Here is a 15311-nt window from a genome sequence, read left to right as displayed (position 1 = left end):
TCCTTGGCAACGCTGGAGCCTGTTCCTTCTACGTGAGGGAACAGGCTGTGCAACACATCAACGACGGGGTAGGAATTGCAGCGGATCTACGGGCTTCCCCTGACGGCGAATCTCAAAGTGCAGTTTCACCCGGTCTGTACCAGTTGACCCCATTTCGGCAATTGTCTGTCCGACTTTGACCTGCTGCCCCTCCCGAACCAACAGCCTGCGGTTGTGACCGTAGGCACTGACGTAGGTATCGCTGTGTTTGATGATGACCAGCTCGCCGTAGCCCCGTAAACCACTCCCGGCGTACACCACTGTCCCATCAGACGCAGCTAAAACAGGCTGTCCCAAATCTCCGGCGATATCAATGCCTTTATTCAAACTACCGTTTGAAGAGAATTTTCCAATCAATACCCCGTTTGAAGGCCACCCCCAACCGGTCGGTGCAGGCCCTGCCGGCGGCAGCGGCGCGGGTGCCGGCTTGCTCGCAACCGTAGGCGCGGCGGTGCCTGCAGGCCGGGTGATGATGGTGGTCTTGCTCGAAGACGACGGCGAAGATCCGCTGTTTGTCACCACTGCCGTAGGCGTTGAACCGGTGCGGCCATCGAAGCGAATGGTCTGACCCGGATGTATCGTATACGGCACAGGAATATTGTTGCGAGCTGCAAGCGCCTTGTAGTCCCAGCCATAGCGGAAGGCAATCGAGAACAGTGTGTCGCCTTTGCGAACCACGTACTGGCCAGTGGTGACCGTCGGCTTTTGCGGCACTGCGCTATTACGGTCAACCACCCGCGCGCCGCTGCTTGGCGAGCTGGAGCACGCCGCCAACAGGGAACTCAAGACAAGGCCAAGCACCAGTCGCTGAAAGCTTGTTTTACTCATACGCTGCGCAAGACCTGTGAGACTCACCCGCCGCTCCCTTTGTGGTGGCTGAACATGAACGCCTGTATCAGGCTTGAAATATGACGCAAGTATAACTGGGCATTGGCTTTTTACCGGCACACGACTGAAACGAAAAATTCATCCTGTTGAATGCCGCCGCTCATCTTGTTGACTCGATGAACCCCGCCGTAAGACACATCCTCACCAGCAGAATTCACTGCCCATGAACAAATGATCAGGCCAGCGGGCCGTTCAGCAACGGTACGAATCGCACGGCCCCCAGCACATGCCGGGAAAAGCCGTCGTCCTCACGGATAATGAGCATCAATTGTTGCACTTCGCCGGAACCCACCGGGATCACCAGGCGGCCGCCCGGCGCGAGTTGGTCGAGCAACGCTTGCGGCACATCCGTGGCCACGGCGGTGACGATGATGCCGTTATACGGCGCCAGCGCCGGCCAGCCTTCCCAGCCATCACCCCAGCGGAACACCACGTTGCGCAGGTTCAGCTCCACCAGGCGTTCCTTGGCGCGGTCCTGCAGCACCTTGATGCGTTCTACCGAGAACACCCGCTCCACCAGTTGCGCCAGTACCGCGGTCTGGTAGCCGGAGCCGGTGCCGATTTCCAGCACCTTGTCCAACGGCCCGGCGGCCAGCAGCAGCTCGCTCATGCGAGCCACCATATAAGGTTGGGAGATAGTCTGGTTATGACCGATCGGCAATGCCGTGTCTTCATAGGCACGGTGGGCCAGGGCCTCGTCGACAAACAGATGCCGAGGCGTGCGCCGGATCACTTCCAGCACCTGGGCGTTGGACAAGCCTTCCTCGTACAGGCGCTGGATCAAACGCTCGCGGGTGCGCTGGGACGTCATCCCGATGCCACGGCGCAGCAGGTCGTCTTGTTCACGAGCCATCAGCGCAGGCCCTCCAGCCATCCATCGAGACCACTGAAGGCATCACTGAAGGTGCGATCAAGTTGCAACGGGGTAATCGAAACATAACCTTGCATCACCGCATGAAAGTCCGTGCCTGGGCCGCCATCTTCAGCGTCGCCCGCAGCGGCGATCCAGTAGCCTTCCTTGCCACGCGGGTCGACCACCTTCAATGGCGCTGCCGCACGGGCGCGATGGCCCAGGCGCGTCAGCTGGATGCCGCGAATATGGTCGAGGGGCAAGTTGGGAATATTGACGTTGAGCACCGTGCGTGGCGGCAGGTCGAGGGAACCATGGGCCTCCACCAGCTTGCGCGCGAAATAGGCAGCAGTGGGCAGGTTGTCCAATTGGCGTGAGGCAAACGAAAAAGCGAACGCGGTACGCCCCAGGAAACGCCCTTCAAGGGCCGCCGCCACGGTACCGGAATACAGCACGTCATCGCCCAGGTTCGCCCCGAGGTTGATGCCCGACACCACCAGGTCCGGTTCCTGCTCCAGCAGGCTGTTGATTGCCAGGTGCACGCAGTCGGTAGGGGTACCGTTGACGCTGATAAAGCCATTGGCCAGGACCTGCGGGTGCAGCGGACGGTCGAGCGTCAGCGAGCTGCTGGCGCCGCTTTTGTCCTGGTCGGGGGCGACCACCACACACTCGGCATAATCCTGCAGCGCAGCATAGAGCGCGGCAAGCCCGGGTGCGGTGGCACCGTCATCGTTTGATATCAGAATACGCATGGGTTGTCCGTCTGCCCCACCGGCACCAGATCAACAAGCTCGCGCACCAAGACAGTGGCGAAGCATCCGGCCGGCAGGACGAATTCCAATTGCAGAATGTCCAGCGAGGGATAATGCCACGTCAACCCGCCAATGGGCAGTCGCAGAATGCGACGTTCCTGGCTCATGCCGGCTTTCACCAGCCAATCGCGCAGGTCTGCTTCTTCGGCGGCAATCGCCTGTTCCAACGCGTGGGTGGCACCCGCCGCCGGTGAGTCGCCCTCGCCCCACTGTGGGCCGGTGGGGTGCAGGTCCAGAATCGCCAGGCGCGGGTCGCTGCATTCCGCCTCCCCCGCCGGAAAAAAGCTGCGACTGTCGGTGAACGCCAGCAGGTCGCCGACCTGGGCCTTCTGCCACGAACCATCGGCCACACGGGCTGCCAGGACTTTGTTGAACAGGTAGCTGCGCGCGGTAGACAGCAAGCGCGAACGCACATTGCGCTGTTCCGGCAAGGCCTTGCGCGCCGCCCATTCGCGGGCGTCGGCGACGTTGCCGCCATTGTGACCAAAGCGCTGCGCGCCGAAGTAGTTAGGAATGCCGTGTTGGGCAATCAGTTGCAACCGCGCGTCGATGGCGGCGGTGTCACCGTCCAACTGGGTCAGGCGCAAGGTGAAACCGTTGGCCGAATGCGCGCCCCGCTGCAGCTTGCGTTTGTGCCGACCGGTCTTGAGGATCTTGAGGGTGTCGTTTTCGGCGCCGCTCATGTCCGGGTCGGCCTTGCCCGGCAGTTGCACGCTGAACCATTGGCGGGTCAACGCCTGGCGGTCCTTGAGCCCGGCATAGCTGACGGTGCGCAACGGCACGCCAGCGGCCTTGGCAATCCGCCGCGCAGCTTCTTCGGTATTCAGACCGCGCTTTTCCACCCACAGCCACAGGTGCTCGCCCTCGCCGCTCAGCGGGATGTCCAGCACCTCGTCCACCTGGAAATCTTCCGCCGTGGCCTTGAGGACCGCGCTGCCCAAGGCCTCGCCGTAGGCCCGTGGGCCCAGCAGTTGCAGGTCATTCATGCGCGCAGCAACAAGGCGACGGAGTGCACCGCGATGCCCTCTTCACGACCGGTAAACCCGAGCTTTTCGGTGGTGGTGGCTTTCACGTTGACTTGATCCAATTCAATTTGCAGGTCTGCGGCAATCAGCGCGCGCATCGATTCGATATGCGGGGCCATTTTCGGCGCCTGGGCCACGATGGTGTTGTCGACGTTGCCGACCTTCCAGCCCTTGGCATGGATCAGGCCGACCACATGGCGCAGCAACACGCGGCTGTCCGCCCCCTTGAAGGTGGGGTCGGTGTCCGGAAAGTGCTTGCCGATATCGCCCAACGCCGCTGCGCCGAGCAAGGCATCGCTCAAGGCATGCAGGACAACGTCGCCGTCGGAATGAGCCAGCAACCCATGGTGGTGTGCAATGCGCACGCCGCCCAGGGTGATGAAATCGCCTTCAGCGAAACGGTGCACATCGTAGCCGTGGCCAATACGCATAAAAAAACGCCCCGATTTAATTCAGGGCGTGATTCTACCTACTTTTGCCTCACATTAACCGAGCAAAGCACGACCATGGTGTCGCAAATGGTCTTCGATGAAGCTGGCGATAAAGAAGTAGCTGTGGTCATAGCCGGGCTGCAGGCGCAGTTCCAGCGGATGGTTGGCGGCCTTGGCCGCTTGCTGCAAGGCTTCCGGCTTGAGTTGCACGGCGAGGAAGTCGTCGCGGTCGCCCTGGTCTACCAGCAGCGGCAGCTTCTGCGAGGCTTCGCTGATCAGCACGCAAGCATCCCATTCACGCCATTTCGAGCGCTCTTCGCCCAGGTAACGGGAGAAGGCTTTCTGGCCCCAGGGGCAATCCATCGGGTTGTTGATCGGCGAAAATGCCGACACCGACAGGTAACGCCCGGGGTTGCGCAAGGCACACACCAGCGCACCATGGCCGCCCATGGAGTGCCCGCTGATCCCGCGTTTATCCGATGCGGGGAAATGAGCCTCGACCAGTGCCGGCAATTCCTGCACCACGTAGTCATGCATCCGATAGTGCTTGGCCCAGGGTTGCTGGGTGGCATTCAGATAGAAACCCGCGCCCAGGCCAAAATCCCAGGCGTTATCCGGATCACCGGGTACACCCGGCCCACGCGGGCTGGTATCTGGCGCGACGATGATCAACCCCAGTTCGGCGGCCATGCGCTGGGCGCCGGCCTTCTGCATGAAGTTTTCGTCGGTGCAGGTCAGCCCGGACAGCCAGTACAGCACCGGCAACTTGCCGCCCTGCTCCGCTTGCGGCGGCAGGTAGACGGCGAAAGTCATGTCGCAATCGAGCACATCGGAATGATGCTTGTAGCGTTTATGCCAGCCACCAAAACTCTTCTGGCATGAGATGTTTTCCAGGGTCATGAGAATGCTCCCAGCTGCAAGCGGCAAGCAATCAGCTGCAAGTAAGGCGTGCTCACTTTCAGCTTGTCGCTTGCAGCTTGCCGCTGCTTCAGAAATGGATGACGGTACGAATGCTCTTGCCTTCGTGCATCAGGTCAAACGCCTTGTTGATGTCTTCCAGGCCCATGGTGTGGGTGATGAAGGTATCCAGCGGGATTTCGCCGGTCTGGGCCATTTCCACATAGCTTGGCAATTCGCTGCGGCCGCGCACGCCACCGAAGGCCGAACCGCGCCAGACGCGCCCGGTCACCAGTTGGAAGGGGCGCGTGGCGATTTCCTGGCCAGCACCGGCAACGCCGATGATCACCGACTCGCCCCAGCCTTTGTGGCAGCACTCGAGGGCGGCGCGCATCAGTTGCACATTGCCGATGCACTCGAAGGAAAAGTCCACGCCGCCGTCAGTCAAATCGACAATCACGTCCTGGATCGGGCGATCGTAGTCTTTCGGGTTGATGCAGTCGGTGGCGCCCAGTTGCTTGGCGATTTCGAACTTGGCCGGGTTGATATCGATGGCAATGATACGACCCGCCTTGGCCTTCACCGCGCCGATCACCGCCGACAGGCCGATCCCGCCGAGACCGAAGATGGCCACGGTGTCGCCCGGCTTGACCTTGGCGGTGTTGATCACTGCACCAATACCCGTGGTGACGCCACAGCCGAGCAGGCAGACTTTTTCCAATGGGGCTTCTTTAGGAATTTTTGCCACGGAAATTTCCGGCAGCACGGTGTACTCGGAGAATGTCGAGGTACCCATGTAGTGGAAAATCGGCTGGCCCTTGTAGGAAAAGCGCGTGGTGCCATCAGGCATCAAGCCTTTGCCCTGAGTGGAGCGAATGGCCTGGCACAGGTTGGTCTTGCCCGACAGGCAAAATTTGCACTTGCCGCATTCCGGGGTGTACAGCGGGATCACGTGATCGCCGACGGCCACCGAGGTCACGCCCTCGCCGATCGCTTCAACGACCGCACCGCCTTCATGGCCCAGAATCGACGGGAAGATACCTTCCGGGTCGGCGCCCGACAGGGTGTAGGCATCGGTATGGCACACACCGGACGCAACCACCCGCAACAGCACCTCGCCCGCCTTGGGCATGGCCACATCCACTTCAACGATCTCAAGGGGCTTCTTGGCTTCGAAGGCTACGGCGGCACGGGACTTGATCATCCGGGATTCTCCATCGGGTTAAAAACTGAGACGGTGAGTGTAAAACATGGCTACCTGATTAATAATCCAGGCGAAAGCAAAACTTTATTGCTGTACAGGGATAATCGCCATGCTGGAAAACCGCTGGGAAGGCATCGATGAGTTCGTCGCCGTCGCCGAGTGCAGCCAATTCACTGCAGCAGCCGAGCGGCTGGGCGTGTCGTCGTCGCATATCAGCCGGCAAGTGGCACGCCTGGAAGAACGCCTGCAGACGCGTTTGCTCTATCGCAGCACGCGCAAAGTGACGCTGACCGAAGCCGGCCAGACTTTCCTGCAACATTGCCAACGCCTGCAGGATGGCCGCGAGGAAGCGCTGCGCGCCGTGGGCGACCTGACCAGCGAGCCCAAGGGAATGTTGCGCATGACCTGCGCCGTGGCCTACGGCGAGCGCTTTATCGTGCCGTTGGTGACGCGGTTCATGGCGCTGTATCCGCAGTTGCGGGTAGATATCGAATTGACCAATCGCCAGCTCGACCTGGTGCACGAGGGCCTGGACCTGGCGATTCGCCTGGGACGCTTGCAGGATTCACGCATGGTCGCCAGCCGCCTCGCTCCCCGGCGCATGTACCTGTGCGCGTCACCGTCCTACCTCGCCCGGTATGGTCGGCCACATAGTTTGTCGGAATTGAGCCGGCACAACTGCCTGATCGGCAGCTCGGATATCTGGCAACTGGCCCAGGACGGGCGCGAATTTTCCCAGCGGGTGCAGGGCAATTGGCGCTGCAACAGTGGGCAAGCGGTGTTGGATGCGGCCTTGCAAGGCGTCGGCTTGTGCCAGTTGCCGGATTATTACGTCCTGGAGCACTTGCACAGCGGCGCGCTGGTGTCACTGCTGGAGGCGCATCAGCCGCCGAATACGGCGGTGTGGGCGCTGTATCCGCAGCAACGGCACTTGTCGCCGAAGGTAAGGAAATTAGTGGATTTCTTGAAGGAAGGGTTGGCTGAGCGGCCGGAGTACAGCCGGTAATGCTGGGCTGTTGGTGCCGGCCTCTTCGCAGGCAAGCCAGCTCCCACATTGACCGCGTTTATCTTGCAAGAGCTGGCTTGCCTGCGACGACGGCGGGTCAGCCACCGAATGCATCAACTGACACGCCGCCTTCGCGAGCAAGGCAGCTGCCACAGGGGATTGGGGTGAGGCTTAGCCCCTGGGCATATGGAGATTGAATGTAGGAGCCGGTAATGCTGGGCTGTTGGTGCCGGCCTCTTCGCAGGCAAGCCAGCTCCCACATATCACCGACTAGCGCCGATTCGCCCACCGCAAGCGCAACCACTCCAGATCTTCCGGCCGGGTCACTTTGATATTGTCCGAGCGTCCTTCGATCAGCCGGGGGGCCTGACCGGCCCACTCCATGGCCGACGCTTCGTCGGTGATCACCGCATCCGCCACCAGGCTGTCAGCCAGCGCACGGTGCAAAGCACCGAGGCGGAACATCTGCGGGGTGTACGCTTGCCAGATCAGGCTGCGATCCACGGTTTCCTGCACCCGGCCGTGCTTGTCGACACGCTTGAGGGTGTCGCGGGCCGGCACGGCGAGCAGGCCACCCACCGGGTCGTCCGCCAGCTCCGCCAGGAGTTTGTCGAGATCATCGCGGCTCAGGTTCGGTCGCGCCGCATCGTGCACCAATACCCAATCGTCGTCGCCAGCGCCCAGCGCATTCAGATGCAGCAGTGCATTGAGCACCGACCCCGAGCGCTCCGAACCGCCGTCTGCACGCTGGATGCGCGGGTCAGTGGCACACGCCAGGCTGGGCCAATAGGGATCATCAACAGCAAGACTGACCACCAGGCCCTTGAGCGTAGGGTGGTCAAGGAAACAGCCGAGGCTGTGTTCGAGAATAGTGCGCCCGCCCAGTTGCAGATATTGCTTGGGACGGTCCGCAGCCATACGGGCACCGACGCCCGCGGCAGGTATCACGGCCCAGAAGGCCGGCAAACGGTGACTCATTGGGCCAACTGGTAGAGGGTTTCGCCCTCCTTGACCATGCCCAGCTCATGACGCGCGCGCTCTTCCACGGTCTCGGTGCCTTTTTTCAACTCAAGCACTTCGGCATCGAGGACGCGGTTACGCTCCAGCAGACGCTCGTTCTCGGCATGCTGGTCGGCAATTTGCTGCGTCAGGTCTTTTACCTGCGCAAAGCTGCCATTACCCACCCATAGGCGGTACTGCAGGCCAGCCAGCAACAAGAGCAAGACGAGGAACAACCAATTGGGACTGCGCATCGAATATCGGGTATCCAGTGAAAAAAGACCGCCATGCAAAACTTTTGCAGCAACTGATAGCACGAAGCCTGGAAGAACCAGGCTTGTGCTAGATAGTCATCAGATTAGCGTCGAAATGCACACTGTCGTGATTTTTCCGACGCAATCCGCGGACTTTTTACCATTTAACAATCAGCCGCGAAACTCGCTGCGACCGTTGTATTTGGCTTTGCCGCCCAGTTGCTCTTCGATACGCAGCAATTGGTTGTACTTGGAAACGCGGTCGGAACGGCACAGGGAACCGGTCTTGATCTGGCCCGCCGAGGTGCCCACGGCCAGGTCGGCAATGGTCGAGTCTTCGGTTTCGCCGGAGCGGTGGGAGATCACGGCGGTGTAGCCCGCAGCCTTGGCCATCTGGATGGCTTCCAGGGTTTCGGTCAGGGTGCCGATCTGGTTGAACTTGATCAGGATCGAGTTGGCGATCTTTTTATCGATGCCTTCTTTCAGGATCTTGGTGTTAGTCACGAACAGGTCGTCGCCCACCAGTTGGATTTTCTCGCCGATCTTGTCGGTGAGGACTTTCCAGCCAGCCCAGTCGGACTCATCCAGGCCGTCTTCGATCGAGATGATCGGGTAGCGCTCGGTCAGGCCCTTGAGGTAGTCGGCAAAACCTTCGGAGGTGAACACGTGGCCTTCGCCGGACAGGTTGTATTTACCGTCCTCGTAGAACTCGCTGGCCGCGCAGTCCAGGGCCAGGGTCACGTCGGTGCCCAATGTGTAGCCAGCGTTGGCCACCGCTTCGGAGATCACTTTCAGTGCATCTTCGTTGGACGCCAGGTTCGGCGCGAAACCACCTTCGTCACCCACAGCAGTGCTGAGGCCACGGGCCTTCAGTACAGCCTTCAGGTGATGGAAAATCTCGGTGCCCATGCGCAGGCCTTCGGAGAACGACTTGGCGCCCACCGGCTGCACCATGAATTCCTGGATGTCGACGTTGTTATCGGCGTGTTCGCCGCCGTTGATGATGTTCATCATCGGGACCGGCATCGAGTAGACACCCGGCGTGCCGTTCAGGTTGGCGATGTGGGCGTACAGCGGCAGGTCCTGGTCCTGGGCCGCGGCCTTGGCAGCTGCCAGGGACACCGCGAGGATGGCGTTGGCGCCCAGGCTGCCTTTGTTTTCAGTGCCGTCGAGCTTGATCATTGCGTGGTCCAGGGCTTTCTGGTCCAGCGGGTCCTTGCCCAGCAACAGGTCACGGATCGGGCCGTTGATGTTGGCTACGGCCTTGAGTACACCCTTGCCCAGGTAACGGCTCTTGTCGCCATCACGCAGTTCCAGCGCTTCGCGCGAACCGGTGGAAGCACCGGACGGCGCGCAGGCGCTGCCGATGATGCCGTTATCGAGAAGCACGTCGGCTTCGACGGTGGGGTTGCCACGGGAGTCGAGAACTTCACGACCTTTGATGTCGACGATTTTTGCCATTGTTGTAAACACTCCAAAGTTGACGAAAACGCTCTATACCGCTCGATTTAACTTGTGGTGCACATTGCAGGAGCCGGCTCGCCGGCGATGCGGTCCGTCGCATCGCCGCAAGGCTTGAGGGCGCCATCGCCGGCAAGCCGGCTCCTGCACAGGGATCGTGATCTTACGCGGTTTCGACGACAGGAAAACTCTTGACCAGTTCGTCCATCTGCTTGAGCTGGGAAAGGAACGGCTCCAGCTTGTCCAGGCGCAGGGCGCAGGGGCCGTCGCACTTGGCGTTGTCCGGGTCCGGGTGGGCTTCCAGGAACAGGCCCGCCAGGGACTGGCTGATACCCGCCTTGGCCAGGTCCAATACCTGGGCACGACGCCCGCCAGCGGAATCGGCGCGGCCACCCGGCATTTGCAGCGCGTGGGTCACGTCGAAGAACACCGGGTATTCGAACTGTTTCATGATGCCGAAACCGAGCATGTCCACCACGAGGTTGTTGTAGCCGAAGCTCGAACCACGCTCGCAGAGGATCAACTGGTCGTTACCCGCTTCCACGCACTTGTTCAGGATGTGTTTCATTTCCTGGGGTGCGAGGAACTGGGCTTTCTTGATATTGATCACCGCGCCGGTCTTGGCCATGGCGACCACGAGGTCGGTCTGGCGCGACAGGAAGGCCGGCAACTGGATGATGTCGCACACCTCGGCGACCACGGCAGCCTGCTCAGGCTCGTGGACGTCGGTGATGATCGGCACGCCGAAGGCTTGCTTGATGTCCTGGAAGATCCGCATGCCTTCTTCAAGGCCCGGGCCGCGATAGGAGGTCACGGACGAACGGTTGGCCTTGTCGAAGCTGGCCTTGAACACATACGGGATCCCCAGTTTCTGGGTAACGCGTACGTACTCTTCACAGACCTGCATCGCCATGTCGCGGCTTTCCAGCACGTTCATGCCGCCGAACAGCACCATGGGCTTGTCGTTGGCAATCTCGATATCGCCTACGCGAATGATCTTCTGGGCCATCAGGGTTACGCCTTCTTCTGATGTTGCGTCAGTGCTGCTTTGACGAAACCGCTGAACAACGGGTGACCGTCGCGCGGCGTCGAGGTGAACTCAGGGTGGAACTGGCAAGCCACGAACCACGGATGATCCGGTGCCTCGACCACTTCAACCAGCGCGCCATCACCGGAGCGACCGGAGATCTTCAGGCCGGCTTCTTTGATTTGCGGCAGCAGGTTGTTGTTCACTTCGTAGCGGTGACGGTGACGCTCGACGATCACGTCCTTGCCGTAGCAGTCGTGGACCAGCGAGCCCGGCTCCAGCAGGCAGTCTTGCGCGCCAAGGCGCATGGTGCCGCCCAGGTCGGAGGCTTCGGTGCGGGTCTCGACGGCACCGGTGGCATCTTCCCACTCGGTGATCAGGCCCACGACCGGGTGGCCGCTCTTGCTGTCGAACTCGGTGGAGTTGGCGTCTTTCCAGCCCAGCACGTTACGGGCGAACTCGATAACGGCCACTTGCATGCCCAGGCAGATACCCAGGTACGGCACTTTGTTCTCACGGGCGTACTGCACGGCGGTGATCTTGCCTTCCACGCCACGCAGGCCGAAACCGCCCGGTACGAGGATCGCGTCAACCCCTTCGAGCAGCGCGGTGCCCTGGTTCTCGATGTCTTCGGAATCGATGTAGCGCAGGTTGACCTTGGTCCGGTTGCTGATGCCGGCGTGGCTCATCGCTTCGATCAGCGACTTGTACGCGTCCAGCAGTTCCATGTACTTGCCGACCATGGCGATGGTGACTTCATGCTCAGGGTTGAGCTTGGCGTCGACCACGGCTTCCCATTCGGACAGGTCGGCACCGCCGCACTGCAGGCCGAAACGCTCGACCACAAAATCATCCAGGCCTTGCGAGTGCAGGATGCCCGGGATCTTGTAGATAGTGTCGGCGTCTTCCAGGGCAATTACCGCACGCTCTTCAACGTTGGTGAATTGCGCGATCTTGCGACGCGAGGAGATGTCGATCGGGTGATCGGAGCGGCACACCAGCACGTCCGGCTGCAGGCCGATGGAACGCAGTTCCTTGACCGAGTGCTGGGTGGGCTTGGTTTTGGTTTCGCCGGCGGTGGCGATGTACGGCACCAGCGTCAGGTGCATCAGCATCGCGCGCTTGGCGCCGACTTCGAAACGCAACTGGCGGATGGCTTCGAGGAACGGTTGGGACTCGATGTCACCCACGGTGCCACCGATCTCGACCATCGCCACGTCCGCGTCGCCTGCACCCTTGATGATGCGGCGCTTGATTTCGTCGGTGATGTGCGGGATCACCTGAATGGTTGCACCCAGGTAGTCACCACGGCGCTCCTTGCGCAGCACGTGCTCGTAGACACGGCCGGTGGTGAAGTTGTTGTTCTGGGTCATGGTCGTGCGGATGAACCGCTCGTAGTGGCCCAGGTCCAGGTCAGTCTCGGCGCCGTCGTGGGTGACGAACACTTCACCGTGCTGGAACGGGCTCATGGTGCCCGGGTCGACGTTGATGTACGGGTCCAGCTTGAGCATGGTGACCTTAAGTCCCCGCGCCTCCAGGATGGCCGCCAATGAAGCGGAGGCAATGCCTTTCCCCAATGAAGAAACAACACCGCCCGTGACGAATATGTAGCGCGTCATGAAAAACCCTAGAAGTCTGCGTTAAAGCGGTCCGAGCCGCCGGGGAAAGCGAAGGAAGGCCGAAGCCCCCGATCACCTGCATTAATCACAGTGCACCTTTCAAAAAAACCGCCGCGTTGTGACAGACCAGCAATGAAACACCGGTACGTTGATCGCTACACATTTTTTGGAATCGCCCAGCAAAGACTGCTTGGTAATCGGCAACTGCTGCGATTCAGGCGAATCCACAGAAGTTGTATCAAGAAGGGAGCGTAGTCTACCGGAAAGGCTCTATCAGCTCAAACCTTGATCGCAGGTCTGTGGCACCCAATGCAATTGCCAGCGTTCGCGCGTTGCTGGCCAGAGTCCCGCAAGGCTGGGCACACCCAGCAATTGCTCGCCCTGATAGAGCAGCGGCAATCTGCCACGGACGAAACCCGGGAGCCCACTTTCATTAAGCAGGCGCTTCAAGTCACGCCGGCCTCGACCTGGCACTTCGACGATTTCACCGCCCTGGCGATAACGGACAACCAAAGGGCCTGCAGGCGCAGTGCCGGTCACACTCAGCCGACCATTGCCGGGTAACTCTAGTGGGTATTGCGGATCAGGCCAGCTCACCGATGCGTCGGAAAATTCCGACCAAACGGCAGGCAGCCACCAGATGCGCTCACGGCAACGGTGCAGCTCACCGTCAGCCAGGCGCCACACAGGCTGTGCGTCGTCCTTGGCATCCCGCAGGGAAAGCCAGCTGGCCCAATGGTCGCTGTCGGGCAAGCGGGTAAGCGGAGTCAGCCAATGCCGCAGGGCGTTGCGTTGACGAGCGTCGGACAGTTCACACAGCGGCGCAAGCGCCAGCGACGGTAACGGCAGCCAGGCAAAGGGGGACGGCTGATCGGCGGTGTGCAGATCCATGTATGCCAGCTCATCGAGCAGGCCCTGGGCTTCACTCAGGTGCTCGGCCGTGCGCGCAAGGCTGGCTACGGCCTGAGGCCAGCGCTGCGCAAGCACCGGCAACACACGATGACGAAGGTAGTTGCGAGAGAAGCGTGGATCGGCGTTGGACGGGTCTTCGATCCACCTGAGCTGATGCACGCGGGCGTAGGCTTCCAGCTCTTCACGCGAGACATGCAGCAATGGCCGCACCAGATAGCCACCTGCCAATGGCCGCTGTACCGGCATTGCCGCCAACCCGCGCACCCCGGCGCCACGCAACAAGCGAAACAGCAGGGTTTCAGCCTGATCGTCACGATGCTGGCCGGTGAGCATCACCTGCCCTGCCCCCGTCACCTCGGTAAACGCCTGGTAACGCGCGTCTCGGGCGGCACGCTCAAGGCTGGCACCGGGTTGCACCTGCACGCGCATCACACGCAGGGGCACGCCCAGGCTGTCGCATACCGACTGGCAGTGAACAGGCCACGCGTCGGCGGCAGCTTGCAGGCCATGGTGGACATGGATCGCGCTCAGTGGCGGGAGGTGGTCAGTGTTGGCCAGCGTGGCCAGGAGGTGCAGCAGGACGGTGGAATCAAGGCCACCCGAGAATGCGACGTGCCAGGCCGGGGCATTGCGCCAAGGGGCAAGGGCTTGCAGGAGTTGGGCGGGTAGAGTTGGTTTCATCACACATTACCGCCGCCAATCTGGAATACGTCCGCCAAGCATACACAAAGCAAATGTGGGAGCGGGCTTGCGTGGGAACCGGGCTTGCCCGCGATGCAGGCAACTCGGGTCATCAGTGACACCGAATTGATGCTATCGCAGGCAAGCCAGCTCCCACACAAGCCAGCCCCCACATTGAGTACCGTGTCGTGCTTAGAGGCCGTAGCTCATCAAGCGCTCGTAGCGACGGGCCAGCAGCGCTTCGTTATCCAGCTTCTTGAGCATCGCCAGTTGCGAGCCCAGTTCGGCACGGATGGTCGCGGCAGCCGCGGCCGGGTCACGGTGGGCACCGCCCAAAGGCTCGGCGATGACTTTGTCCACGATACCCAGGCCTTTGAGGCGATCGGCGGTGATGCCCATGGCTTCAGCAGCGTCCGGCGCCTTTTCGGCGGTTTTCCACAGGATCGAGGCGCAACCTTCCGGCGAGATCACCGCGTAGGTCGAGTATTGCAGCATGTTCAGCTGATCGCAGACGCCAATGGCCAGTGCACCGCCGGAACCACCTTCACCGATCACGGTGGCGATGATCGGGGTTTTCAGACGGGACATCACTCGCAGGTTCCAGGCGATCGCTTCGCTCTGGTTGCGCTCTTCAGCGTCAATACCTGGGTAAGCACCCGGGGTGTCGATGAAGGTCAGGATCGGCATCTTGAAACGTTCGGCCATTTCCATCAGGCGGCACGCCTTGCGGTAGCCTTCCGGACGCGGCATGCCGAAGTTGCGACGGACTTTCTCGCGCACTTCACGGCCTTTCTGGTGACCGATCACCATCACTGGCTGGTCGTCCAGGCGGGCAATACCGCCGACGATGGCCGCGTCGTCGGAGAAGTGGCGGTCGCCGTGCAGCTCGTCGAACTCGGTGAAGATGTGCTGGATGTAGTCCAGGGTGTATGGACGGCGCGGGTGGCGAGCCAGGCGCGCGATCTGCCAGCTGGTCAGCTTGCCGAAGATGTCTTCGGTGAGCGTGCTGCTCTTGTCTTGCAGGCGAGCGATCTCATCGCCGATGTTCAGCGAATTGTCATTGCCGACCAGGCGCAGTTCTTCAATCTTGGCTTGCAGGTCAGCGATCGGCTGTTCGAAATCAAGAAAATTCGGGTTCATAAGCGTCCGTCTTGGGTCGACGGCCAGGGAGTGCCTGGCCAGCCGGTTGTCTATTCGCGCCCTACC

The 15311-nt window shown here is 61.1% G+C and carries 15 protein-coding genes; 1 reads left to right on the top strand and 14 read right to left on the bottom strand.

The window, feature by feature from the left end; genetic code table 11:
- Positions 1–57: 57 nt before the first annotated feature.
- From AC07OJ_RS08240 to AC07OJ_RS08210, 7 genes are all read right to left on the bottom strand, one after another.
- On the bottom strand, positions 58–894 hold the full coding sequence (locus AC07OJ_RS08240; RefSeq protein WP_065903043.1) for a peptidoglycan DD-metalloendopeptidase family protein: 837 nt from the start codon (positions 892–894) through the stop codon (positions 58–60).
- A 208-nt stretch (positions 895–1102) separates the two neighbouring features.
- A complete protein-coding gene (locus AC07OJ_RS08235) occupies positions 1103–1738 on the bottom strand; it encodes a protein-L-isoaspartate(D-aspartate) O-methyltransferase (protein ID WP_177343936.1) in 636 nt (211 codons plus the stop codon).
- 41 nt (positions 1739–1779) lie between these two features.
- Positions 1780–2529: a 5'/3'-nucleotidase SurE gene (surE, locus tag AC07OJ_RS08230; protein WP_495094363.1), complete on the bottom strand. Its 750-nt coding sequence runs from the start codon at positions 2527–2529 to the stop codon at positions 1780–1782.
- Positions 2517–3575, bottom strand: coding sequence for a tRNA pseudouridine(13) synthase TruD (truD, locus tag AC07OJ_RS08225; RefSeq protein WP_120447788.1), 1059 nt, complete (start codon positions 3573–3575; stop codon positions 2517–2519). Before truD ends, surE begins: the two co-directional genes overlap by 13 nt.
- Positions 3572–4045: a 2-C-methyl-D-erythritol 2,4-cyclodiphosphate synthase gene (gene ispF, locus AC07OJ_RS08220; RefSeq protein ID WP_012722614.1), complete on the bottom strand. Its 474-nt coding sequence runs from the start codon at positions 4043–4045 to the stop codon at positions 3572–3574. Before ispF ends, truD begins: the two co-directional genes overlap by 4 nt.
- Before the next feature lie 54 nt (positions 4046–4099).
- The gene (fghA, locus tag AC07OJ_RS08215; RefSeq protein WP_106804951.1) at positions 4100–4945 is read right to left on the bottom strand and encodes an S-formylglutathione hydrolase; all 846 of its coding nucleotides are present in this window, start codon (positions 4943–4945) and stop codon (positions 4100–4102) included.
- An 88-nt stretch (positions 4946–5033) separates the two neighbouring features.
- Positions 5034–6146, bottom strand: coding sequence for an S-(hydroxymethyl)glutathione dehydrogenase/class III alcohol dehydrogenase (locus AC07OJ_RS08210; RefSeq protein WP_010212435.1), 1113 nt, complete (start codon positions 6144–6146; stop codon positions 5034–5036).
- Between the two features lie 109 nt (positions 6147–6255).
- Between AC07OJ_RS08210 and AC07OJ_RS08205 the strand changes: the two genes are divergently transcribed.
- Positions 6256–7152, top strand: a complete 897-nt coding sequence (locus AC07OJ_RS08205) for a LysR substrate-binding domain-containing protein (RefSeq protein ID WP_065903049.1) — start codon at positions 6256–6258, stop codon at positions 7150–7152.
- A 270-nt stretch (positions 7153–7422) separates the two neighbouring features.
- Here the strand turns inward: AC07OJ_RS08205 and ispD are convergent, their stop codons facing one another.
- The 7 genes from ispD to AC07OJ_RS08170 all read right to left on the bottom strand — a co-directional run bounded on the left by ispD (position 7423) and on the right by AC07OJ_RS08170 (position 15245).
- Positions 7423–8130 (bottom strand): 2-C-methyl-D-erythritol 4-phosphate cytidylyltransferase, encoded by a 708-nt coding sequence (gene ispD, locus AC07OJ_RS08200; RefSeq protein ID WP_201143653.1) that lies wholly within the window; start codon positions 8128–8130, stop codon positions 7423–7425.
- Positions 8127–8405, bottom strand: coding sequence for a cell division protein FtsB (gene ftsB, locus AC07OJ_RS08195; protein WP_003172294.1), 279 nt, complete (start codon positions 8403–8405; stop codon positions 8127–8129). The genes ispD and ftsB overlap by 4 nt, the downstream gene beginning before the upstream one ends.
- A gap of 171 nt (positions 8406–8576) precedes the next feature.
- A complete protein-coding gene (gene eno / locus AC07OJ_RS08190) occupies positions 8577–9866 on the bottom strand; it encodes a phosphopyruvate hydratase (RefSeq protein ID WP_065903054.1) in 1290 nt (429 codons plus the stop codon).
- 163 nt (positions 9867–10029) lie between these two features.
- Complete coding sequence (gene kdsA, locus AC07OJ_RS08185; RefSeq protein WP_201143652.1) at positions 10030–10875, bottom strand: 3-deoxy-8-phosphooctulonate synthase; 846 nt, start codon at positions 10873–10875, stop codon at positions 10030–10032.
- Positions 10876–10880: 5 nt separating this feature from the next.
- Positions 10881–12512: a CTP synthase gene (gene pyrG, locus AC07OJ_RS08180; protein ID WP_065903062.1), complete on the bottom strand. Its 1632-nt coding sequence runs from the start codon at positions 12510–12512 to the stop codon at positions 10881–10883.
- A 273-nt stretch (positions 12513–12785) separates the two neighbouring features.
- On the bottom strand, positions 12786–14105 hold the full coding sequence (gene tilS / locus AC07OJ_RS08175) for a tRNA lysidine(34) synthetase TilS (protein ID WP_495094362.1): 1320 nt from the start codon (positions 14103–14105) through the stop codon (positions 12786–12788).
- A gap of 192 nt (positions 14106–14297) precedes the next feature.
- The gene (locus AC07OJ_RS08170) at positions 14298–15245 is read right to left on the bottom strand and encodes an acetyl-CoA carboxylase carboxyltransferase subunit alpha (RefSeq protein WP_003172288.1); all 948 of its coding nucleotides are present in this window, start codon (positions 15243–15245) and stop codon (positions 14298–14300) included.
- Positions 15246–15311 lie beyond the last annotated feature (66 nt).

The sequence above is a fragment of the Pseudomonas sp. GW821-FHT09C08 genome, from assembly GCF_059418125.1.
Note: the sequence above shows the minus strand (reverse complement) of the source record. Positions and strands in the feature narration are given on the sequence as shown.

What these genes read in the sequence shown, in the direction of transcription:
- AC07OJ_RS08235 (WP_177343936.1), bottom strand. Translation starts at nt 1,738, where the DNA reads ATGACGTCCCAGCGCACCCGCGAGCGTTTGATCCAGCGCCTGTACGAG.
- surE (WP_495094363.1), bottom strand. Translation starts at nt 2,529, where the DNA reads ATGCGTATTCTGATATCAAACGATGACGGTGCCACCGCACCCGGGCTT.
- truD (WP_120447788.1), bottom strand. Translation starts at nt 3,575, where the DNA reads ATGAATGACCTGCAACTGCTGGGCCCACGGGCCTACGGCGAGGCCTTG.
- ispF (WP_012722614.1), bottom strand. Translation starts at nt 4,045, where the DNA reads ATGCGTATTGGCCACGGCTACGATGTGCACCGTTTCGCTGAAGGCGAT.
- fghA (WP_106804951.1), bottom strand. Translation starts at nt 4,945, where the DNA reads ATGACCCTGGAAAACATCTCATGCCAGAAGAGTTTTGGTGGCTGGCAT.
- AC07OJ_RS08210 (WP_010212435.1), bottom strand. Translation starts at nt 6,146, where the DNA reads ATGATCAAGTCCCGTGCCGCCGTAGCCTTCGAAGCCAAGAAGCCCCTT.
- AC07OJ_RS08205 (WP_065903049.1), top strand. Translation starts at nt 6,256, where the DNA reads ATGCTGGAAAACCGCTGGGAAGGCATCGATGAGTTCGTCGCCGTCGCC.
- ispD (WP_201143653.1), bottom strand. Translation starts at nt 8,130, where the DNA reads ATGAGTCACCGTTTGCCGGCCTTCTGGGCCGTGATACCTGCCGCGGGC.
- ftsB (WP_003172294.1), bottom strand. Translation starts at nt 8,405, where the DNA reads ATGCGCAGTCCCAATTGGTTGTTCCTCGTCTTGCTCTTGTTGCTGGCT.
- eno (WP_065903054.1), bottom strand. Translation starts at nt 9,866, where the DNA reads ATGGCAAAAATCGTCGACATCAAAGGTCGTGAAGTTCTCGACTCCCGT.
- kdsA (WP_201143652.1), bottom strand. Translation starts at nt 10,875, where the DNA reads ATGGCCCAGAAGATCATTCGCGTAGGCGATATCGAGATTGCCAACGAC.
- pyrG (WP_065903062.1), bottom strand. Translation starts at nt 12,512, where the DNA reads ATGACGCGCTACATATTCGTCACGGGCGGTGTTGTTTCTTCATTGGGG.
- tilS (WP_495094362.1), bottom strand. Translation starts at nt 14,105, where the DNA reads ATGAAACCAACTCTACCCGCCCAACTCCTGCAAGCCCTTGCCCCTTGG.
- AC07OJ_RS08170 (WP_003172288.1), bottom strand. Translation starts at nt 15,245, where the DNA reads ATGAACCCGAATTTTCTTGATTTCGAACAGCCGATCGCTGACCTGCAA.